This is a genomic window from Agrobacterium sp. O3.4, from assembly GCF_041414895.1.
Lineage (GTDB): Bacteria > Pseudomonadota > Alphaproteobacteria > Rhizobiales > Rhizobiaceae > Agrobacterium > Agrobacterium cucumeris.
Map to the genome: position 1 here is coordinate 134569 of NZ_JALPZP010000002.1, position 20359 is coordinate 154927.

The window sequence follows — 20359 nt, forward strand, 5'->3', positions numbered from 1 at the left end:
TTAAACTCCGTATGGCCGACGCAGATCGAGCGTCAGCGGAAATTCTGGCGACACGGTTTCCGCATGAAGCGGATATTGTCCTGCCGTATGTCCCCATGGTTCGAAACGGGCAAGGCGGCGTGCCTCGGCCTCGTTGCCGTTGACGGGAAACGTCTCGTAATTGCGCCCGCCCGGATGAGCAACATGATAGATGCATCCGCCGATCGATCGCCTCGACCATGTATCATAAATGTCAAAGGTCAAGGGTGAATTGACGGGCAGAACGGGATGCAGGCCGGAAGCCGGCTGCCATGCCTTGAAGCGCACGCCGGCAACCGCGACGCTGCGGTTCTCCGTGGGGGTCAGCGGAACGGCGCGGCCGTTGCATGCAACGGCGTAACGCGCTGGGTTGGAGGTTTCCAGCCGTACTTGCAAACGCTCGACCGAGGAATCGACAAAACGCACGGTTCCGCCGATGGCGCCCTGTTCGCCCATCACATGCCAGGGTTCCAGCGCCTGACGCAACTCCAGTTTCGAGCCTTCATATTCCACTTCGCCGAAGAAGGGGAAACGGAACTCCTGCTGGGCGGTGAACCATTCGGGTTTCAGATCGAAACCGTTTTCCCTGAGATCGGCGAGCACATCCAGAAAATCCGCCCAGATATAATGCGGCAGCATGAAGCGGTCGGCGAGTGCCGTGCCCCAGCGCACGAATTTGCCGCCGGCGGGGTTTTTCCAGAAGCGGGCGATAAGCGCGCGCACCAGCAATTGCTGGGCCAGCGACATGCGGGCGTTCGGCGGCATTTCGAAGCCGCGAAATTCCACGAGCCCGAGGCGTCCGGTCGGTCCGTCAGGCGAAAACAGCTTGTCGATACAGATTTCCGCGCGGTGGGTGTTGCCCGTCACATCCGTCAGGAGGTTGCGGAACAGGCGGTCAACCAGCCATGGCAGCGGTGGCGCGCCCTCACCGGGCGCAGGCACCTGCGCGAGTGCGATTTCCAACTCATAAAGGCTGTCGTGGCGGGCCTCGTCGATACGCGGGGCCTGACTGGTCGGGCCAATGAACAGGCCGGAGAAGAGGTAGGAAAGCGAAGGGTGCCGCTGCCAGTGCAGAACGAGGCTTTTCAGAAGATCGGGCCGGCGCAGAAAGGGGCTGTCATTGGGGTTGGCGCCGCCGACGACCACATGGTTGCCGCCGCCGGTGCCGGTGTGGCGACCGTCGATCATGAACTTGTCAGCACCGAGACGTGTCTGGCGTGCTTCCTCATAAACCGCCGAGGTGATGTCGACGCATTCCTTCCAGCTTGCAGCGGGATGGATGTTGACCTCGATGACACCCGGATCGGGCGCGACGCGGATGACATTGATGCGCTCGTCATGCGGTGGCGCATAACCCTCGATATGAACAGACAGTCCCAGCTCGGCCGCCGCGGCTTCCGCGGCTGCGACTAGCTCGAGGTAGTCTTCGATGCGTTCGACCGGCGGCATGAAAACACAGAGACGGCCGTCACGCGGCTCAACGGAGAGCGCGGTGCGCACCGCACCGCCGATTTCTCCAAGCGTCTGTTCGACACGCGCTTGGGTGGCAGCCTCATCCACCTGGAAGGACGCTGCCGGCATGGCGCGGCCAGACGGCGAGGCGAGATCGGGAAGCGGGTCGCGAGGGATCGATGGATCGGCCTCGTGGATATAGGGGTAAGCAGAGGGTGGTACATATGGCAGGGTGCCGAGCGGCAGGCGGTAACCGACCGGGCTGTCACCCGGAACGAGAAAAATCTTGCCGCGCCGCGTTTTCCATTTTTCGCTGACCCAGCGTTTGCCGTCTGCCTTGGCGTTCCACGCCTGGACGGGAAGAATATAGCCCGTCGGCGTCGTAAGCCCGCGTTCGAACACGCGGGCTATGCGGTTTCGCTCTTCGGGATCTTTCAATTTGGAATTGGACGGGTCGACATTATCGGGAAGGCTGCCTTCCTTGATGATCCATTCGGCCGGATCCTCATAAGCGGGCAGTACAAGATCAGGCTCTATGCCAAGCTGCGTGGCGATACCGTTCAGTAATCGCTGCGCATCTTCGGGCAGGACCTTGGTGTATGAGCCTTCCTCGGCGATCAGTGCCGGGTTTTGCCAGATCGGCAGGCCGTCCTTTCGCCAATAGAGCGAAAAGGTCCAGCGCGGCAGGCTTTCGCCCGGATACCATTTGCCCTGCCCATAATGCAGAAAGCCGCCCGGCGCGAAACGCTCGCGCAGGCGGCGTATCAGGGCGTCTGCTTTTTCGCGTTTTGTCGGTCCAACCGCGCCGGTGTTCCATTCCTCGGTTTCGAAATCGTCGATGGAAACGAAGGTGGGCTCGCCGCCCATGGTCAGCCGGACGTCATGCGCGTTCAGGACATTATCGACCACTTCGCCAAGCGTGTTGAGGTCTTCCCAGCTGTCATCGGAAAAGGGTTTGGTGATGCGCGGGGTTTCGGCAACGCGCCGGACCTGCATGTCGAAGGCGAATTCGGTATTGGCGTGGCCGAAATAACCGCCCGAAATCGGTGCGGCGTTGCGATAATGTGGTGTTGCCGCCAGTGGAATATGGCTTTCACCGGTCAGAAGCCCAGATGTGGGATCAAGACCGATCCAGCCAGCGCCTGGCATATAGACCTCGGCCCAGGCGTGCAGGTCGGTGAAATCCACCTCGGTGCCGGAAGGGCCGTCCAGCGCCTTGAGATCGGGCGTCAACTGGATGAGGTATCCGGATACGAAACGCGTGGCGAGGCCAAGATGCCTCAGAACCTGTACAAGCAGCCAGCTGGTGTCGCGACACGATCCCTTGCCAGAGGCCAGTGTTTCCTCCGGCGTCTGGACGCCCGGTTCCATGCGGATGACATAACCGATTTCCTGTTGCAGGCGGGCGTTGAGGCCCACAACCATATCGACCGTCGGCTGGCCGGGTGTGTGGTCAACGGTCGCCATGAAGGCTGCGAGCAGCGGGCCGGTCGGCTCCGGTTTCATGTAGATGGATAAATCGTCCCGCAATTCCTGCGGATAATCGAACGGCCATTTGGTCGCTTCTTCCTCGACGAAGAAATCGAACGGATTGTAAACCGTCATATCGGCGACAAGATCGACCTCGATCTTGAATTCCGTTGCCGGCTCGGGAAAGACGAAGCGGGCGAGGTAATTGCCGTAGGGATCCTGCTGCAGGTTTACGAAATGATTGGATGGCGAAACCTTGAGCGAATGGCTGATAACGCGGGTTCTGGAATGCGAGGCGGGCTTTAATCTGATGATTTGTGGTCCAAGGCGAACCGGATTGTCATATTTATAATGCGTCAGATGATAGATGCTCGCTTTGATCGCCATTAATCTGCCTTGCCCGGTTTTTCCGGTCTATGCGGTTTATCCGCCCCTCTGAAATTATTCGGATTTTGTGCAATGCAGGAAAAGAAAGCAAGGATCATTTCCGGGGACATCCGCATTGTTGCTACGGGCCGAAAGGTTTGCCCGCGCGAAGATTTATCCGCGCTTTTCAATCGCCGCCGCCGGGATTTCGCCGGGATTGTGGACAAGGTCGAACGGCGTGTTATTGCTTGGCATCGCAAGGCGCAGAATCGCGACCCGCTTTCTTTGCCGACAGACGTTTCGGAATGGAATGAATGGCAACAACGGTGACCGACGATCAGCGCAAGAGCGCGGCTAACCCTTCGGGCTTCGATCTCGATTTTCCTGCGCAATTGCGCATGATGGGCAATGCCTTCTGGACCTCACCGGTGCGCAACCGGCTGATATTGCTGTCGTTTGCCCTATTGACGGTAATATTGCTGACGGCCTATGGCCAGATCCGCCTCAACGAGTGGAACGCGCCTTTCTACAATGCGCTGGAGCGGCGCGATCTTGATGCCTTCATTCACCAGCTCGAGGTCTTCGCGATCATTGCCGGGCTGCTGCTGCTGCTCAACGTCATCCAGACCTGGCTCAACCAGATGACGGCGCTGAACATGCGCGAGGGTCTTGCCAAGGATATGGTGGACCAATGGCTGAAACCGGGCCGCGCCGCCCGTCTTGTCGGTTTCGGCACGATCGCCATCAACCCCGACCAGCGTTTGCACGATGATGTCCGCAACCTTGCCGAAAGCAGCACCGCGTTGTCCATCGGCCTCGTGAACGCAACAATCCTGCTTATCAGCTTCATCGGTGTTCTCTGGGGCCTGTCAGCGGGCTTTTCCATCACCATCAATGGCGATCTTGTCCCCATTCCCGGCTATATGGTTTGGGCGGCGATCCTTTATGCCGGTTCCGCATCTTTGCTGAGCAACCTTGTCGGTTATCGTCTGGTTGGGCTGAACGCTGAACGTTATTCGAAAGAGGCGGAACTGCGCTTTTCCCTGATGCGCGCCAGCGAAAATCTGGCCGCGATCGCTTTGGCGCGCGGTGAGAAAAACGAGCGGCGGCGGATCGGTGTCGATATCGATGCCGTGCTCGGTGTGATCCGGGGGCTAGCCATGGCGCTGACGCATCTGACCTGGGTTTCGTCGGGTTATGGTTGGCTGGCGGTCGTTGCGCCAATCCTGATCGCGGCGCCGGTCTATTTTTCCGGCAATCTCACCTTTGGCGGGCTGATGATGGCTGTCGGCGCCTTCAATCAGGTCAATACCGCGCTTCGCTGGTACATCGACAATTTCGGACCGATCGCCAGTTGGAAGGCGACGTTGCAGCGCGTTTCGGTGTTTCGCAACGCCTTGATCCAGATGGATAGTGTCGAACAGCACGGGCTGGCGATAGATCTGCAGCGGAGCGCACAGAATGAGAAGATCCGCCTTCAGTCGGTCACGATTTGCCGCGATGCAGGCGGGCAGGATGTGGAGCGCGGTTTCCGGCTGCGTGAGGCGAATGTGGAGATCGGGCCGGGCGAGCGGCTGATGATCAATGGCGAGCAGGGCGTGAACCGGCGGCTGTTATTTGCCGCCATGGCGGGACTGTGGCCCTGGGGGCAGGGCAGAATAGAAATGCCCGAGCAATCCGACACGCTGTTCATTGCCCAGCATGGCTATTTGCCGACGGGTTCGCTGCGCGAAATTCTCGCCTATCCGCGCGCGCCGCAGCGGTTTGCCGAGGAGGATTATGTCGCGGCGCTCACCGCGTGCGGGCTTGGCGATATGGCGCCCCGTCTCGATGAAAACATCCGCTGGGACAAGAAACTGGATCCGGATGAGCAGGCCAGCATCCGTGTCGCCAATGCCCTGTTGCTGAAGCCGAAATTTGTCGTCATCGACGATTTGCTGGAAGGGCTGGAGAAACAGACGCAGGATACGCTGGCTGAAGTTCTGAACGGCATCGATGGCGCGGCGATCATCTATATTGGTCGCTCAGAGACGTTTCTGTCGGTTCTTTCTCCGGCTGTGGCGCATCTCGATCACGCCGTACCGAAGGAAAATATCGCCAAGCGTGATGGCAATTCGCAATAGCCGTTTCGCTATGTCATCATTTGGGTCGGTTGCGGTGGATCAAAGCCGCAAATGCCACTTTTCCAGGTCGAGCCGCTGCTGTTTGGCGAGATTTATGGTGATCTCCGGTCCCGCCTGCGAGCGCAGCGCAATGGTTCCGGTCGCCAGACTAACGGCAATAACGCTTGCGACCACCACAATGATGCGGTCGTAACGTTGCTGTATCGTGTTGTTCCCACTCCAGTCATAGGCCATTCGCACGCCCTCGCGTTTTTTGGAATCGTGCCCCATCATGGTTAACCGAAGCTTACGATGGCTTTGTGATTCCTTGCTGTTTTGGAAGGGCTGCCGCGATAAATCGGCTATTGGCTGATGAGGCGCGGTTGTCTAAATCCGGCAGCGGGAGGTTTGTGAAAGGAATTTGACATATGGACCAGCAACCGCCCGCCGACATGGAACTTACCCTCAGAACGCTTGCCATGCCCGCCGACGCCAACCCGGCCGGCGATATTTTCGGCGGCTGGGTGATGTCGCAGATGGACCTTGCCGCTTTCGTCCGCGCCAATGATGTGGCCGGCGGCCGCACCGTGACAGTGGCTGTCAACGAAATCGTCTTCAAGAAGCCGGTCAAGATCGGCGATACATTGTGCGTCTATACCCGGATAGAGAAGGTCGGGCGCACCTCCGTCACGCTCAAGATCGAGGCCTGGACCCGCAGGCATTATGAGGATTCACGCGAAAAGGTCACGGAAGCCGTCTTCATCATGGTCGCGGTGGACGACAAGGGTGAGCCGCGCCCCGTCCGCAAAGAGGTGTGATGCGGTTCCCGTTCAGTTCGAAGCAAATTCCGAAGCGCTGAAAGAAGCTCAGGAGAGTAAGAAGCGCTTCGGCTCCGGCAATTCGATCGTCGCCGCTCAATACTTTAGAAATATCCAATTTATTTATCAATTTTTGCGATCAAGGTACGGAATAGGACGGGGATCAGGCTTTGACCATTCCAGGTGTTGTTATTGTCGGCGGTGCTCACGGCACGCTTGCCCTTGCCCGCAGCCTCGGCGCCCTGAATGTGCCTGTCTATTATCTCACCCATGATTCACCTCTGCCGGGCTGGTCGCGCTTCGTGCGGGAGACGATCCGCTGGGCCGGCCCGCACGATGCCGGGGCGCTGCCCTTTTTGCGGGAAATGGCCGAAAAACATCATCTGAAGGGCTGTCTGCTCGTGCCATCCGGGGATGGCGAGGTACAGCTCGTTTCGCAACATCGCGACGAACTCTCCGCCCTTTACAAGATCATCCTGCCGGATTGGCCATCCCTGCAATGGTTGTGTGAGAAGCCGCTGCTCTATAAACGCGCGGCGGAGCTTGGCGTCTCGTTCCCCCGGACCTATGCGCTGACATCGGCCGATGACATCGATGCGCTGGACGTGACGTTTCCCGTTATCCTCAAGCCGAATATGGGGGGTGGGGATACCGTGATTTCCCGCGCGAAGGTGATCCGCGCCGATGACCGGCAGGCGTTGAAAACCGCTTTTGCGGATGCGAGCGCGGAGATCGGCGCGGGCAATGTCGTGGTGCAGGAACTCATTCCCGGTGGGGGAGAAAGCCAGTTTTCCTATGCGGCGCTATGGCGCGACGGAGAGCCGGTTGCCGAGTTCACCGCCCGGCGCACGCGTCAATATCCCGTCGATTTCGGATATACCAGCACCTGCGTCGAGGTTGTGGACAACCAGCAGGCGATCGAGGCCGCGCGGACGACATTAAAATCGGCCGGTCACAGCGGTCTGGTCGAGGTGGAATTCAAACTCGACGGCAGGGATGGTTCGCTGAAGCTTCTCGATGTCAATCCGCGCCCATGGTCTTGGTTCGGCCTCAGTTCGGCGGCTGGCGTCGATCTTGGCGCGTTATTATGGCAGGTTGCCAATGACGTGCCCACCGGCCCGTCCCAGGCTGCGCGACAAGGCGTGTCGTGGTCCTATCTTGTCCGTGATACGGTTGCCGCCTTTACATTAAGCCGGCGCGGCAAGGCAAATATCGGCGACTACGTCGCATCTCTGGGCGAAATCCGCAGCTGGGCCGCTTTTGCGCTGAATGATCCCTTGCCGGGTCTTATCGATCTGCCGCTCACCGCCTGGAGAGTCGCCAAAAAACGGGTTCTGCCCGGCCTCAAGTCAAAACAATCCGCAACGGTTTCCGGACAGGCGGCAAAGCGCCTGTTGAAATACGGAGCCATAAGGGCCGGGCTGGAGGTGAGTTCTCTCCCCGTGGTCCGCGCTGCATTTCCGTCGCTTGCCGGGCGTGGCGTGATTTTTACGCTTCATCATGTGCGCCCGGGGCAGGCCATCTCGCCTTTTGCGCCGAATGTGCAATTGTCCGTCACGCCGCAGTTTCTGGAAGAGGCGATACAGGCAGCACTTGAATGTGGACTTGTTCCCGTCCACCTGCATGATTTACCGGCATTGCTTGCCGACAATAACGAAGGCCGGTCGTTTTGCGCCTTCACGCTTGATGACGGTTATCGCAATAATGCCGTTCATGCCGCGCCGGTCTTCCGCAAATATGCCGTTCCCTACACGATTTTCATCACACCGGGTTTTGTTGAGCGGACACGCAGCCTGTGGTGGGAAACCGCGGCTGCGCTGACGCAAAAAGCCGCATCGTTTGACTTCGATTTCGGCTCCGGGCCGGAACATGTGGCATCCGCCACGCCTCAGCAGAAGGCGGAAGCATTCACGCGCCTTGAGAATTTCGTGCAGAACTTTTCAGAGGATGAGGCAGTGGAAAGGATCGACCGCGCCGCGAGACAGCACGCCATCGATCCCATCGCGATCGTGGACGAGCTTGTCATGGATGCGGATGAACTCAGGGCGTTGTCGAACGATCCTCTGGTGCATTTCGGCGCACACACCATGACGCATGTGAACATGCGCAAGATCGATGCGGCGCGTCTGGCGCACGAGATCGAGGAATCGACCCGCCGGGTGGAGGCCTATGTCGGCCGTCGGCCACAATCCTTTTCTTATCCCTATGGCTGGACAAAAGCAGTGGCAGAGCGCGAGGCAAAGGCGGTGTTCGAGGCGGGATTTTCCGTGGCGGTCACCACACAGGCCGGTGTTCTTGGCCCTCATAGCCTCGAAAAGCCAACGCAGTTGCCGCGTGTTTCGCTGAACGGGCGCTTTCAAAAGAAGCGTTTTGTCAAAGCGCTTATCTCAGGGCTACCTTTCCGGTTTATCTAGCGGCGATATCCTGTTTGCCGTCTTTCGCCTTGCCTGCGGAGCCGCATGCGGGTTGGCCGCGTTTATCCTTTTCTGAATCTAGCGATGGCTTAGCGGTTCGCTTCATCGCCACCCGGCCAATTCGAAAGCCTTCATAATAATTTTTGTTATTCACATCTGTTTATCTATTGATTATAAATAAATTTATTGATGTAAAACATTACAACTTTTTTTGAAGGCTTCGCCCGTGCTGCTGATTTTCGCCGATGATCTGACAGGCGCGCTCGACGCCGCCGCACCCTTTGCCGGGCGCGGGCTGGCGACCGAGGTTGCGATCGGGCTTGACGGTGTGCCCGCAGCCCTCGCGGATGCGCCTGCCGTCCTCAGCGTTAACCTGGGTTGTCGAGACGGTGATGCGGAAGAAGCCAGTCAACGCACGCGGTCACTATTGGCGCTGGTTCCAGCGGATACGATCCTGTTCAAGAAGGTCGACTCCCGGCTGAAGGGGCACATTGCGGCTGAAATGGATGCGATGTCCTATCGGCACGCACTTGTTGCGCCCGCCATCCCCGATTTCGGACGTATCGTTATAGGCGGGGCCGTATCCGGCTTTGGCGTTGACGTCGCCATTCCAGTTCATGAGAAGCTCGGCAGACACGCTGGTCGCTGCACGATACCCGATACCCGATCGCAGGGTGACATCCGGGAAGCTCTCGCCGCCGCACAGGCTAAAGGCGTCGATCTTCTGGTCGGCGCACGCGGGCTTGCCGAGGCTCTTGCCGAGGCTATGACGGGTCGGATGGTTGCCGAAACGGCGATTATTCCGGCTGGCAAGGGACTTTTCGTCGTGGGTTCGCGTGATCCGATTACGGTAGAGCAAATGGAAGCGCTTGAGCGGGCCGGGCTTGTGTCGGTTATCGATGCGCCCAACGGTGTCGTACTTTCCCCTACACATAATGGTTCCGGCCTGACACTTGTTCGTGCAACGCAAGGGGCAGAAGATCTTTCACCGCTTATCGTTTCCGATCGGCTGGCGGAAGGCGTCGTACCGCGCTTCACGGCAGGTGCCGGCAGGCTGCTTCTGTCGGGTGGGGCGACGGCCGAAGCCGTGCTGCGCGCCATGGGCATTTTTCGCCTGCGTCTTGCCGGCGAATGCCTGCCGGGTCTGGGCGTCGGCTGGGCGGGCGACCAATGCATCATTGCGAAGTCTGGCGGTTTTGGGCAAGCTGACACGTTGAAACACATTGCGAAAATGATGCTTGGCGTAAACGACACCGGAGAAAGCTGACCAGATGGGGCTGATGAAAGAAACGGCGCGTAAGGCACTTCCGGACATTATTTTCGAGAGAATGCACCGGGCGATCAAATCCGGTGCTTACAAGCCGGACGAACGGCTGCCGACCGAACATGAACTCGCGATGGAATTCGAGGTCTCGAGACCAGTGGTGCGCGAGGCTTTGCGGCGGCTGCGCGAGCAGGGCTTCATCTATTCCCGAAGAGGTTCCGGCAGCTATGTGCGGGCTTTTGGCCTGCGCGAGCCGCTCGGCTTCGGGCAGCTGGAAAATGTCGCCGACCTTCTGAATTGTTACGAATTCCGGCTGACGCTGGAGCCGGCCGCGGCCGCTGCGGCGGCATTGCGGCATGATGGCGAGAGGCTTGCGGCGATCAAGAAGGCGCTCGAATTGATGCGGGACGCCACCAATCGCCAGTCCCACCGTGAGGATGCCGACTACCAGTTCCACCTCGCCATCGCGCGGGCGGCAAGGAACAGTTATTTCTCCACTGCGATGGAGGCTCTGAAAGATCATATCGCGATGGGCATGAAGTTCCACGGCATGTCGGTAAAGCGCGAGGCCTCCGGCCTGACGCGTGTTTTTGCCGAACATGAGGCCATTGCGAAGGCGATCGCCGATGGGGATGCCGAGGCGGCGCGTCAGTTGATGCTCCAGCATCTGACGGGATCGCGCGACCGCCTGTTCGAATCTTCGCATTCGGATTGAGGCCGGTGCGCCCGAAGGCGTGCCGCCCCTTCTTTCAGAAGGCGCGTCGGTAAATGCCGAGCACGTCTTCAAGGCTCATATCGACCGGATTATTGTCCATCAGCCGGCGGATGGCGTGTGCGTCCTCGGCATAACGGGGAAGATCGGTCTCGGTTGCCCCGTGCCTTGCCAGTGACATTTCGATGCCGAGCCCAGCGCAGAAATCCGTCGCCGCCTTGCGCAGGTCATCCGGTGAAAGATGCTCGTGAAGGCCGAGCGCACCTGCCACCTCCGCCGTTTTTGCTGAAACCGCAGGCTGGTTGAAGGCCAGGACATGCGGAAAAACAACGGCATTCGCCAGTCCGTGCGGCAGGTTGAGGAGCGTGCCGAGCGGATAGGCGATGGCGTGGCCGGCGGCCGTATTCACCGGGCCGAGGCAGATGCCTCCATAATAGGAGGCGAGCATCATGCCTTCCCGCGCTTCAGTATCCGTGCCATCGCGGACGGCGCGTGCCAGATATTTGCCGACCAGCGCAAAACCCATGCGGGCAAAACCGTCGATCATCGGGTGAGCCTTGCGGTTGGTGAAGGCTTCGACGCAATGGGCCATGGCATCCACGCCCGTTGCCGCCGTCACGGCTGGCGGCACGGAATAGGTGAGTTCCGGATCGAGCACGGCGAAATCGGCGATGAGGTGGGGGCTTTCGACTGCGATCTTGTTGCCCTTGACGGGATCGGTGATCAGCGAGCGGATGCCGGCTTCCGAACCGGTGCCGGCGGTGGTGGCGATCTGCACCAGCCTGGTGTCGCGCCCGGCGACCCTGTTCGGTCCGGCCACATCCTCAAGCGTTTGGTCTGAGTTCCACAATGCGGCAACCAGCTTTGCCACATCCATTACCGAACCGCCGCCGAGGCCGATGACGAGATCGGGTTTGGCATTACGTGCCGCGTCGAGTGCTGCATCGAGCGTAGCCGTGTCCGGCTCGCCGGGAATGGCATCAAACACCGTGAATGGACCCTGCAATTGCAAACAGTCGACGAATTTCGCTGTCAGCGGCGTGGCGATCACTAAGGTCGAGGCGGTTTTGCCGGCGAAGGCGCCAACCTGCGCGATGGTGCCGGCGCCAACGGCAAGCCTGCGCGGCTGATGGATGAGAATGGGAGCTGTGGACATGGTGCTTATCCTTTCGCGCTCTTGCCCGCCACGAGTTTGCGGGCATAGGCGATGGCCTCTTTCATGTTGCCGTGATTGGCGATGCCCTTGCCGGCAATGTCGAAGGCCGTGCCGTGATCGACGGAGGTACGGTCTATCGGCAGATCGACCGAAACATTGACGGCGGTATCGAAGGCGACAAGCTTGATCGGGATATGGCCCTGATCGTGATATTGCGCGACAACGAGATCAAAAGCGCCGGAATAGGCCCGGTGGAAAACGGTATCGGCGGAAATCGGTCCATGCACCTCGATGCCTTCGGCGCGGGCAGCGGCGACTGCGGGCGCGATCTGATCGTCATCTTCGGTGCCGAACAGGCCGTTCTCACCGCAATGCGGATTGATGCCAGCGACCGCGATGCGCGGCCGCTCGTAACCGATGCGTTTCAGGTGTGCATTGCCGGCGCGGATGGTTGCCAGCACCCGTTCCGTCGTTGCCCGGGCAATGGCGTCCTGCAGGGAAACATGGGTTGAAACGTGAATGACCTTCAGCCGCTCGGAGGCGAGCAGCATATAAGCGGCCGAAGAGCCGGTGAGGCTTCGTAACATGCCGGTGTGGCCGTCATAATGGTGGCCGGCAAGGTTCAGGGCCTCCTTGTTGATTGGCGCGGTGACGATACAGCCGATTTCGCCGGCTTCGGCATCACGCACGGCCTTTTCGATGAAACGAAAAGCGGCGTCACCAGCCACCGGCGACAGCGTACCCCACGGCAGCGGCGCGCCCTCGATGGGCAGGTCGACCACATGCTGCGTCAGATCGATATCGACGCCGAGCGCATCCCGTGCTGCCTGAAGCGTCGCCAGATTGCCGTAAATCCGCGTGGCGGCCTGGTCCGGGGCGGACATTTCGGCAAGCGCCCTGACGGTGATTTCCGGACCGACGCCGCAGGGGTCGCCCATGGTGATGCCAATGATGTTGCTCATCTTTTTCCCTCGTCCTTGGGGTCAGCCCAGCCGGGCGCCAGCCGGACATATTTGATTGCGCGGCGATGATAGGTGTAGCTGGCGTGCAGCGTACCGTCCGGTGCTTCCAGAAGCCATGGATAGGACATTTCCAGATTGCGACCATCAGTCGAATCGTTCGACAGGCAGGTGCCGGGACCGTCCTCGATCAGAATACGGGTGGGGAAGCTGAGCCCGTCGTCATCGGAGATGCAGATGGAAACCGGCGCGCGCGGCACGCCCCAGACAGGCACACATCCGCCTGTCGGATCGGCATCCGGCCTGCTGTCATCCTCTCCGAGCTCGTCATAAAGCGAGGTGCGCCGGTCGTTCGATTGAGCGGCGCTGACGGGGTTGCAGATCATCGCAAGCCGGCCGTCACCGAGCCTGATTGCGGCAATGGAGGAATTGTTGTTCGGCACGTCGGTTGGCTGCGGCTTTGACCATGAGCGGCCGCCATCAGCGCTTTCCGTGCGATAAACGAAATCGGCCTGACGACGGCGGAAGAAGGCGGAGTAGCGTGCATCACCGCCGGAAACCGGACTCATATGCACGCAGCCGGTCGAATCCTCCAGCTCCTGCAATTGCCATGTCAGGCCATTGTCCTTGGATATGCCAAGTGCTGCGGTGTCGTGGCTGCCGTTCCATTTCTGGCCGGGGCGCTGGATGCAGCGGAAGATTGGCAGCAGCCATGCGCCGTCATCACGAATGCGCAGCGGTGCGCGGATGAAGCAGCCCTTCGGAAGATCGAGAAAACGACCCTCTTCGGAGACGAGCTTTTCCGGTGCCGTCGTATCACGGGCAACTCGCGCCATGCGAATGCGGCATTCGTCCTGGTTGCCGGAAGGCTGGGCGGTGTGAAACAGCCACAGGGCACCATCCGGCGCGGTGAAAAGAACCGGGTTCTGTTCGGAATGGGCAGGGTCGTAGCTCAGGCGCTGTGGTGCGCCCCAGCTTGTCGCGCCGGGCATCAACACGGAAGCGAAGATCGAAATGTCCGATTTTCCTTCCAGCGTGCCGCCGAACCATGCGCACAGCAAGGCGCCGTCATCAGCCAGGTGCAGAAAGCTTGCATGGTTCTGGATCATCGGCGACGGCAGCAGCGCTTCCTGCCGATTTTCTGACGTGGTGCGGATGGCTCCGGTCATGGCGTGAGCGATGTCATCAGGGGTCATCGTGGTCTCCTCTTGGCCTGATGAAAATGACATATTCGAAAAGTTGTCAAGTTTATTTCGATGCAAATCGAACATTTGATTTTTCGATTTTTCGATTTAATTATCTGTTTTAAAACAATAAAAATTGCTATTTTGGCGCTGGCAAAAAATGCTTAAGAAAAATAAATTGACAAAAAACGTGATAACGCCGATGCTCTGTTTACGGGTGGAGGAGACAATCATCCGCACGCCATGCTCCTCGATGCAGGAGGCGGGGCTTTCTTTAGAACCCCTTGCGGCACGCCGCCATGTTGCTGAATTTCTGATCTGGGAGGAGAACGGAATGAAGAAGTCATTGATTGCGGGCGCCCTTGTCTTGGGTTCCCTCAGCGCTGCGGTTTCGCCGGCGCTTGCGGCCCCGGGGCCGATCAAGATCGTGCTGGCGGAAGAGGCTGATCTGCTGGAGCCCTGCATGGCGACCCGCTCCAATATCGGCCGCATCATCATGGAAAATGTCAGCGAAACGCTGACCGAGCTTGATGTGCGCGGCAAGAACGGCGTTCAGCCGCGGCTTGCCGAGAAATGGGAGCAGAATGCCGATGGCAGCTGGCGCTTCCATCTGCGTGAAGGCGTGAAGTTTTCCGATGGCACCACCTTCGACGCCAAGGACGTGAAGCACAGCTTCGAACGCATCATGAGCGACAAGAACGCCTGTGAATCCCGCCGTTATTTTGGTGGTATGACGGTGACACCTTCGGTTGTTGACGACCACACGATCGACTTCAAGACCGACCCGGCCCAGCCCATTCTGCCGTTGCTGATGTCGCTGGTCACCATCGTTCCCGAAGAAACCAAGATGGAATTCATCCGCGAGCCTGTTGGCACCGGACCTTACAAGCTGACCAACTGGACACCGGGCCAGCAGATCGTTCTGTCTGCCCGTGACGATTATTGGGGCAAGAAGCCGCAGGTGACGGAAGCGACCTATCTTTTCCGTGCCGATCCCTCGGTTCGAGCCGCCATGGTGCAGACCGGAGAGGCTGATCTTTCGCCCTCCATTTCCCAGCTCGATGCGACCAATCCGAAGACCGATTTTTCCTATCTCGATAGCGAAACGGTCTATATGCGCCTCGACCACAACATCGCGCCGCTGAGCGATGTGCGGGTGCGCCGCGCGCTCAACCTCGCCATCGACCGGCAGGCCTTCCTCGGCACGCTGGTTCCCGAAGGAGCGGTGCTGGCGACCGCGCTTGTTCCGCCGACCACGCTTGGCTGGAACCCCGACGTCAAGGTCTTCCCTTACGATCCTGATGGCGCAAAGAAGCTGCTCGAGGAAGCCAAGGCTGCCGGCGTGAAGGTGGATACGCCGATCACCATCATCGCGCGCACGGCGAATTTTCCGAATGTCACCGAAATCATGGAGGCGATCCAGCAGCAATTGCAGGACGTCGGCTTCAAGATCGACCTGAAATTCGTGGAAGTGGCCGAACACGAGAGCTATTATTCCAAGCCCTTCAAGGAAGGTCGTGGACCCCAGATCGTCGCTGCCATGCACGACAATTCCAAGGGCGATCCGTCCTTCACCATGTTCTTCAAATATGCCACCAAGGGCACGCAGTCCGGCTTCTCGGACCCCAAGGTGGATGACCTGATCGAACGCGCTTCCGCAGCCGTCGGTGACGAGCGCGCCAAGCTCTGGTCAGAACTCATCGCCTACCTGCATGATGATGTCGTGGCGGATGTGCTGCTGTTTCACATGGTCGGTTTCTCCCGCGTTTCCGAACGGCTGGACTTCAAGCCCACCATCGCCACCAACTCGATGCTGCAGCTTTCGGAAATCGGCATCAAGTAAAGCCCGCATCTTATGAGCCAATGAGCGGCGGCAGGGTGAAAGCCTTGCCGCCGCGTTGAAACCCGGAGGCAACCATGCTGAGCTTCATCCGAAAACGATCCATTGCGAGCCTGATCTCCCTGGTCGGCCTCATCGTAATGGTTTTCTTCCTCTCCCGCCTGACAGGAGACCCGGCCGCGCTGTTTCTGCCGGTGGAGGCTTCGGAGGAATTGAAGCAGCAGTTTCGTGCGCTGCACGGGCTGAATGATCCGCTGATGGTTCAGTTCCTGCGTTATGCGGGCGATGTGATGACGGGAGATCTGGGTGAATCACTCAGAAAAGCCCGTCCGGCGCTGGATGTGGTGCTGGAGGCCTTCGTCTGGACGCTCTGGCTTGCAGTCATTACCATGTCGCTGGTCACCACCGCGGCCATCGTCGTCGGCTCGCTTGCGGCTTTCCGCTCCGGCGGCTTTTTCGACCGCATGGCCTCGACCATTTCGTTGATCGGCGCTTCGGTTCCGGATTTCTGACTGGCCATCGTCGCGATCGTCGTCTTTTCGGTCAATCTCGCCTGGCTGCCCACATCAGGCACGGGCTCGGTGCTGCACTGGATATTGCCGATCTCGGTGCTGTTCGTGCGCCCCTTCGGTATTATCGTGCAGGTGGTACGCGGCTCGATGATTGGCGCTTTGTCTTCCGCTTACGTCAAAACGGCGCGCGCCAAGGGCGTGAAATCCGGGCCGATCATCTTCATCCATGCCCTGCGCAACGCCATGCTGCCGGTCATCACCGTCATCGGTGATCAGGCCGCAAGCCTTCTTAACGGCGCCGTCATCGTTGAAACCATCTTCGGGTTTCCGGGCGTCGGCAAGCTGATGATCGATTCCATTCTGCAGCGGGATTTTAATGTCGTTCTGGCCGCCATTCTCGTCACCGCGCTGGCGATCTTCCTGATGAACCTGCTGATCGATATCGCCTATGCGCTGCTCGATCCGCGTATCCGGCACTGAGGGGAACATTTAGCCATGAGCCTTTTGAACGCCGATACCGAGATCATCGATGAGCCATCCTTCGTAACGCGCATGCTGCGCATGTTGTGGGCGGATAAATTCGCGCTCTGTGCCGCGATCTTTCTCGTCGTCATCGTCATACTCGCCTTTGTCGGCCCGGCCTGGCTTGGCGATCTCGCGACGAAACAGAACCTGCGCGGACGCAATCTCGCGCCATTCGACTGGCAGCGTGAATGGTACTTCTGGCTGGGAGCGGATGCGCTCGGCCGGTCACTTCTGGCGCGCATCGTTGCCGCCACGCAAAACACGCTGATGATTGCAGCCGGCGCCGTGCTTCTCTCCGCAGTCACCGGCACGGTACTCGGCCTTATCGCCGGGTTTTCCTCCAACCGCGTCGGCCAGATCATCATGCGGCTTGCCGATGTGATCATGTCGTTTCCGTCGCTGCTGATCGCGGTCATCGTCCTTTATCTGCTCGGTTCCTCCATCCTCAACCTGATGCTGGTTCTGGCCATCACCCGCATTCCCGTTTACATCCGCACCACAAGGGCGGAGGTGCTGGAGGTGCGCGAGCGCATGTTCGTGCAGGCGGCGCGCGTGATGGGCGCATCCGGCAAACGCATCCTGTTTCGCCACATCCTGCCCGTGGTGCTGCCGACGTTGACGACGCTTGCGACGCTCGATTTCGCTTATGTGATGCTCGCGGAAAGCGCGCTGTCCTTCCTTGGCATCGGCATTCAACCGCCGGAAATCACCTGGGGTCTGATGATTTCGCAGGGGCGGCAATATCTCACCAATGCCTGGTGGCTGTCCTTCTGGCCCGGGCTTGCCATCATTCTCACCACCCTGTCGCTCAACCTGCTGTCCAACTGGCTGCGCATCGCGCTTGACCCCGTGCAGCGCTGGCGGCTGGAAATGAAGGGCCGCAAGCATGGCTGACCATCTTCTCGACGTGCGCAACCTTTCCGTGGAGTTCCACACCGCAAGCGGTGTCGTCCATGCGGTGAAGGATGTCTCCTACCATATCGACCGTGGCGAAACGCTGGCTATCCTCGGCGAAAGCGGTTCCGGCAAGTCGGTATCGTCCTCGGCCATCATGAACCTCATCGACATGCCGCCCGGATATATCAGCAGCGGCCGGATATTGCTTGATGGCAAAGACCTTCTGACCATGCCGGCAGAAGCGCGTCGCGAGGTCAACGGCCGGCGCATCGCCATGATCTTTCAGGATCCGCTCAGCCATCTAAATCCCGTCTATACCGTCGGCTGGCAGATCCGCGAGGCGATGACCACCCATGGCATGGGCAAGGCGGAAGCTGAGGCGGAGGCAAGGCGGCTTGTCGCCCGTGTCGGCATTCCTGATCCGGATGGCGCCTTGAGGAAATATCCGCATGAATTTTCCGGCGGACAACGCCAGCGCGTCATGATTGCAATGGCGCTGGCGCTGCGGCCCGACCTGCTGATCGCTGACGAACCGACCACGGCGCTTGACGTGACGGTGCAGGCCGAGGTGCTTTCCCTGCTCAAGGAGCTGCAGCGGGAAACCGGCATGGCCATACTCATCATCACCCATGATCTCGGCGTCGTCGCCGAGATAGCCGACCGGGTGGTGGTGATGGAAAAGGGCGTGCTGGTGGAGGCCGGCACCGTTCGCGAGGTTTATCGCAACCCTCAGCACCCCTATACCCGCAAGCTCATCAGCGCCGCCCCCGGCCGGGGTGAAATGCACGAACCGAAAGCAGGGGGTGAACCTTTGCTCAGCGTGCGCGATGTGCGCAAGCGCTACGGCGCCTTCGAGGCCTTGAAGGGTGTTTCCTTCGACCTGATGGCCGGGGAGACCATCGCCGTCGTTGGGGAAAGCGGCTCCGGCAAGTCAACGCTGGCGCGCATTCTGTTGCGGCTTGACGAGCCGGATGCCGGCAGCGCCCTGTGGAAGGGGCAGGATCTCTTCCAGCTTTCGCCGGCGGAGCTCTTCGCGCTCAGGCGCGATCTGCAGATGGTGTTTCAGGATCCCACCCAATCGCTCAACCCACGCATGACGGTATTTCAGCTCATCTCCGAAGCCTGGGTCATCCATCCGGACATATTGCCCAGGGCAAGATGGCGCGAACGCGCCGCGGAACTGCTGCATCAGGTCGGCCTGTCGCCGGAACATATGCGCCGTTATCCGCACCAGTTCTCCGGCGGCCAGCGGCAAAGGATCGCCATTGCCCGCGCCTTGGCGCTGGAGCCGAAGCTCATCATCTGTGACGAGGCAGTCTCGGCGCTCGATGTGTCAGTGCAGGCGCAGGTTATCGCGCTGCTCGATAAACTGCGCCGCGAAATGGGCCTCTCCTTCATCTTCATCGCCCATGACCTGCCGGTGGTTCGGGATTTCGCCGATCACGTCATGGTCATGCAGCGCGGCGAGGTGGTGGAATTCGGTTCCGTCCGGCAGGTCTTTGAAGCGCCACGTGAGGCCTATACCCGCGCGCTGCTTTCGGCGAGCCTCGATCCCGACCCCGATATGCATTCTGCGCGTAGTCCGACGGATGCCGGCCCTGCCATCGGAAATTCAAGTGGAGTTCTTTCATGACCAAACAAGCCTTCGTCGCGCTCGTCACCTGTTTCAACGAAGACGAAACCATCAATTACGAAGCCACGCGCGCGCAGGTGCGCCGCCAGGTGGCGGCCGGCAACAACATCATGTGCGCCGGCACCAACGGCGATTTTACCGCGCTGACCCATGAAGAAAAAATCCGGCTGACCGAAGAAGTGGTGGACGAAGTGGCCGGCCGCGCCAAAGTCATCGTCAATGCCGGCATGCCCGCCACATTCGAGACCATACAGCTTGCCAAAGCCTTCGACCGTATCGGCGTCGACGGTATCGCCGTTATCACGCCCTTCTTCATCGCCTGCACGCAGGATGGCCTGATCCGCCATTTTTCGACGGTGGCCGATGCCGTTGAGACCCCGACCTATCTCTACGATATCCCCGCCCGCACCCAGAACCACATAGAGCCGGAAACCGCGCGTAAACTTGCAACCCACGGCAATATCGCCGGCATCAAGGATTCCGGTGGCGCGCAGCAGACGCTCGAAGCCTATCTCCAGGTGGCGAAGGAGATGCCCGGTTTCGAGGTCTATTCCGGCCCTGATCACCTCGTCTTGTGGTCGTTACAGAACGGTGCCGCAGGCTGTATTTCCGGCCTTGGCAACGCAATGCCGGATGTGCTTGCCGGCATTCTCAACGGATTCAACGCCGGCAATATCATAGAGGCCGAACGCCAGCAGGCGATCTACACAGCCTTCCGCACCGATCTCTATGCGCTGGGTTTTGCACCCGCCATGGTCAAGCGCTCACTCTACCTGCAGGACCCGTCCGTCGGCGCCAGCCGTCAGCCGGCCCTGCTGCCGGACCAGCAACAGGACGACCAGATTGTGAAAATCCTGCAGCGCTATCAATTGCTCTAACACCATTGCCGAGTGTGACGCGCACGGCTGGAGGTCGATGCGTGTCGTCTTAAAATGCTGTGAAAACCGCCGAAAGCCGAAGCATTTCTCCAGTCTTCTCTATGACGAATAATTTGTGACACAAACACGAAATTCCGCTTGTCAGCCCGGCCATTGATG

Annotated in this window: 15 protein-coding genes and 1 pseudogene; 11 read left to right on the plus strand and 5 right to left on the minus strand. The window is 59.6% G+C overall.

The window, feature by feature from the left end; translation table 11 throughout:
* A complete protein-coding gene (locus M0412_RS13300; protein ID WP_269698926.1) occupies positions 1 to 3327 on the minus strand; it encodes a DUF2126 domain-containing protein in 3327 nt (1108 codons plus the stop codon).
* 72 nt (positions 3328 to 3399) lie between these two features.
* On the opposite strand from M0412_RS13300, the gene M0412_RS13305 reads away from it, so the two are divergent.
* Both M0412_RS13305 and M0412_RS13310 read left to right on the plus strand, forming a co-directional pair.
* Positions 3400 to 3636 (plus strand): hypothetical protein, encoded by a 237-nt coding sequence (locus M0412_RS13305; protein WP_161991350.1) that lies wholly within the window; start codon positions 3400 to 3402, stop codon positions 3634 to 3636.
* A complete protein-coding gene (locus tag M0412_RS13310) occupies positions 3621 to 5429 on the plus strand; it encodes an ABC transporter ATP-binding protein/permease (RefSeq protein ID WP_269698927.1) in 1809 nt (602 codons plus the stop codon). The genes M0412_RS13305 and M0412_RS13310 overlap by 16 nt, the downstream gene beginning before the upstream one ends.
* 39 nt (positions 5430 to 5468) lie before the next feature.
* On the opposite strand, the gene M0412_RS13315 is transcribed toward M0412_RS13310, so the two are convergent.
* Positions 5469 to 5663: a hypothetical protein gene (locus M0412_RS13315; protein WP_269698928.1), complete on the minus strand. Its 195-nt coding sequence runs from the start codon at positions 5661 to 5663 to the stop codon at positions 5469 to 5471.
* 173 nt (positions 5664 to 5836) lie between these two features.
* Here M0412_RS13315 and M0412_RS13320 point away from each other — a divergent pair, with 173 nt between their 5' ends.
* The 4 genes from M0412_RS13320 to M0412_RS13335 all read left to right on the plus strand — a co-directional run bounded on the left by M0412_RS13320 (position 5837) and on the right by M0412_RS13335 (position 10619).
* The gene (locus M0412_RS13320) at positions 5837 to 6226 is read left to right on the plus strand and encodes an acyl-CoA thioesterase (RefSeq protein WP_269698929.1); all 390 of its coding nucleotides are present in this window, start codon (positions 5837 to 5839) and stop codon (positions 6224 to 6226) included.
* 170 nt (positions 6227 to 6396) lie between these two features.
* Complete coding sequence (locus M0412_RS13325) at positions 6397 to 8640, plus strand: polysaccharide deacetylase family protein (RefSeq protein WP_269698930.1); 2244 nt, start codon at positions 6397 to 6399, stop codon at positions 8638 to 8640.
* A 226-nt stretch (positions 8641 to 8866) separates the two neighbouring features.
* Positions 8867 to 9907, plus strand: a complete 1041-nt coding sequence (locus M0412_RS13330; protein ID WP_269698931.1) for a four-carbon acid sugar kinase family protein — start codon at positions 8867 to 8869, stop codon at positions 9905 to 9907.
* Positions 9908 to 9911: 4 nt separating this feature from the next.
* Positions 9912 to 10619, plus strand: coding sequence for a FadR/GntR family transcriptional regulator (locus M0412_RS13335; RefSeq protein WP_046798992.1), 708 nt, complete (start codon positions 9912 to 9914; stop codon positions 10617 to 10619).
* Positions 10620 to 10653: 34 nt separating this feature from the next.
* Here M0412_RS13335 and M0412_RS13340 read toward each other — a convergent pair whose 3' ends face one another.
* The 3 genes from M0412_RS13340 to M0412_RS13350 are packed head-to-tail and all read right to left on the minus strand — an operon-like array spanning position 10654 to position 13927.
* Complete coding sequence (locus M0412_RS13340) at positions 10654 to 11772, minus strand: iron-containing alcohol dehydrogenase (protein ID WP_269698932.1); 1119 nt, start codon at positions 11770 to 11772, stop codon at positions 10654 to 10656.
* 5 nt (positions 11773 to 11777) lie between these two features.
* Complete coding sequence (pdxA, locus tag M0412_RS13345) at positions 11778 to 12734, minus strand: 4-hydroxythreonine-4-phosphate dehydrogenase PdxA (RefSeq protein WP_269698933.1); 957 nt, start codon at positions 12732 to 12734, stop codon at positions 11778 to 11780.
* Positions 12731 to 13927 (minus strand): exo-alpha-sialidase, encoded by a 1197-nt coding sequence (locus tag M0412_RS13350; RefSeq protein ID WP_269698934.1) that lies wholly within the window; start codon positions 13925 to 13927, stop codon positions 12731 to 12733. Before M0412_RS13350 ends, pdxA begins: the two co-directional genes overlap by 4 nt.
* 322 nt (positions 13928 to 14249) lie before the next feature.
* Here M0412_RS13350 and M0412_RS13355 point away from each other — a divergent pair, with 322 nt between their 5' ends.
* The 5 genes and pseudogenes from M0412_RS13355 (at position 14250) to M0412_RS13375 (ending at position 20200) form a co-directional block, all read left to right on the plus strand.
* On the plus strand, positions 14250 to 15758 hold the full coding sequence (locus tag M0412_RS13355; protein ID WP_269698935.1) for an ABC transporter substrate-binding protein: 1509 nt from the start codon (positions 14250 to 14252) through the stop codon (positions 15756 to 15758).
* Between the two features lie 74 nt (positions 15759 to 15832).
* Positions 15833 to 16747, plus strand: a pseudogene (locus tag M0412_RS13360) (ABC transporter permease).
* Positions 16748 to 16762: 15 nt separating this feature from the next.
* Positions 16763 to 17686, plus strand: a complete 924-nt coding sequence (locus M0412_RS13365) for an ABC transporter permease (protein WP_142841640.1) — start codon at positions 16763 to 16765, stop codon at positions 17684 to 17686.
* On the plus strand, positions 17679 to 19322 hold the full coding sequence (locus M0412_RS13370; protein ID WP_142841639.1) for an ABC transporter ATP-binding protein: 1644 nt from the start codon (positions 17679 to 17681) through the stop codon (positions 19320 to 19322). Before M0412_RS13365 ends, M0412_RS13370 begins: the two co-directional genes overlap by 8 nt.
* Entirely contained in the window at positions 19319 to 20200 is an 882-nt protein-coding gene (locus M0412_RS13375) for a dihydrodipicolinate synthase family protein (RefSeq protein WP_142841638.1), read from the plus strand. The genes M0412_RS13370 and M0412_RS13375 overlap by 4 nt, the downstream gene beginning before the upstream one ends.
* Positions 20201 to 20359 lie beyond the last annotated feature (159 nt).

What these genes read in the sequence shown, in the direction of transcription:
- M0412_RS13300 (WP_269698926.1), bottom strand. Translation starts at nt 3,327, where the DNA reads ATGGCGATCAAAGCGAGCATCTATCATCTGACGCATTATAAATATGAC.
- M0412_RS13305 (WP_161991350.1), top strand. Translation starts at nt 3,400, where the DNA reads ATGCAGGAAAAGAAAGCAAGGATCATTTCCGGGGACATCCGCATTGTT.
- M0412_RS13310 (WP_269698927.1), top strand. Translation starts at nt 3,621, where the DNA reads ATGGCAACAACGGTGACCGACGATCAGCGCAAGAGCGCGGCTAACCCT.
- M0412_RS13315 (WP_269698928.1), bottom strand. Translation starts at nt 5,663, where the DNA reads ATGGCCTATGACTGGAGTGGGAACAACACGATACAGCAACGTTACGAC.
- M0412_RS13320 (WP_269698929.1), top strand. Translation starts at nt 5,837, where the DNA reads ATGGACCAGCAACCGCCCGCCGACATGGAACTTACCCTCAGAACGCTT.
- M0412_RS13335 (WP_046798992.1), top strand. Translation starts at nt 9,912, where the DNA reads ATGGGGCTGATGAAAGAAACGGCGCGTAAGGCACTTCCGGACATTATT.
- M0412_RS13340 (WP_269698932.1), bottom strand. Translation starts at nt 11,772, where the DNA reads ATGTCCACAGCTCCCATTCTCATCCATCAGCCGCGCAGGCTTGCCGTT.
- pdxA (WP_269698933.1), bottom strand. Translation starts at nt 12,734, where the DNA reads ATGAGCAACATCATTGGCATCACCATGGGCGACCCCTGCGGCGTCGGT.
- M0412_RS13350 (WP_269698934.1), bottom strand. Translation starts at nt 13,927, where the DNA reads ATGACCCCTGATGACATCGCTCACGCCATGACCGGAGCCATCCGCACC.
- M0412_RS13355 (WP_269698935.1), top strand. Translation starts at nt 14,250, where the DNA reads ATGAAGAAGTCATTGATTGCGGGCGCCCTTGTCTTGGGTTCCCTCAGC.
- M0412_RS13365 (WP_142841640.1), top strand. Translation starts at nt 16,763, where the DNA reads ATGAGCCTTTTGAACGCCGATACCGAGATCATCGATGAGCCATCCTTC.
- M0412_RS13370 (WP_142841639.1), top strand. Translation starts at nt 17,679, where the DNA reads ATGGCTGACCATCTTCTCGACGTGCGCAACCTTTCCGTGGAGTTCCAC.
- M0412_RS13375 (WP_142841638.1), top strand. Translation starts at nt 19,319, where the DNA reads ATGACCAAACAAGCCTTCGTCGCGCTCGTCACCTGTTTCAACGAAGAC.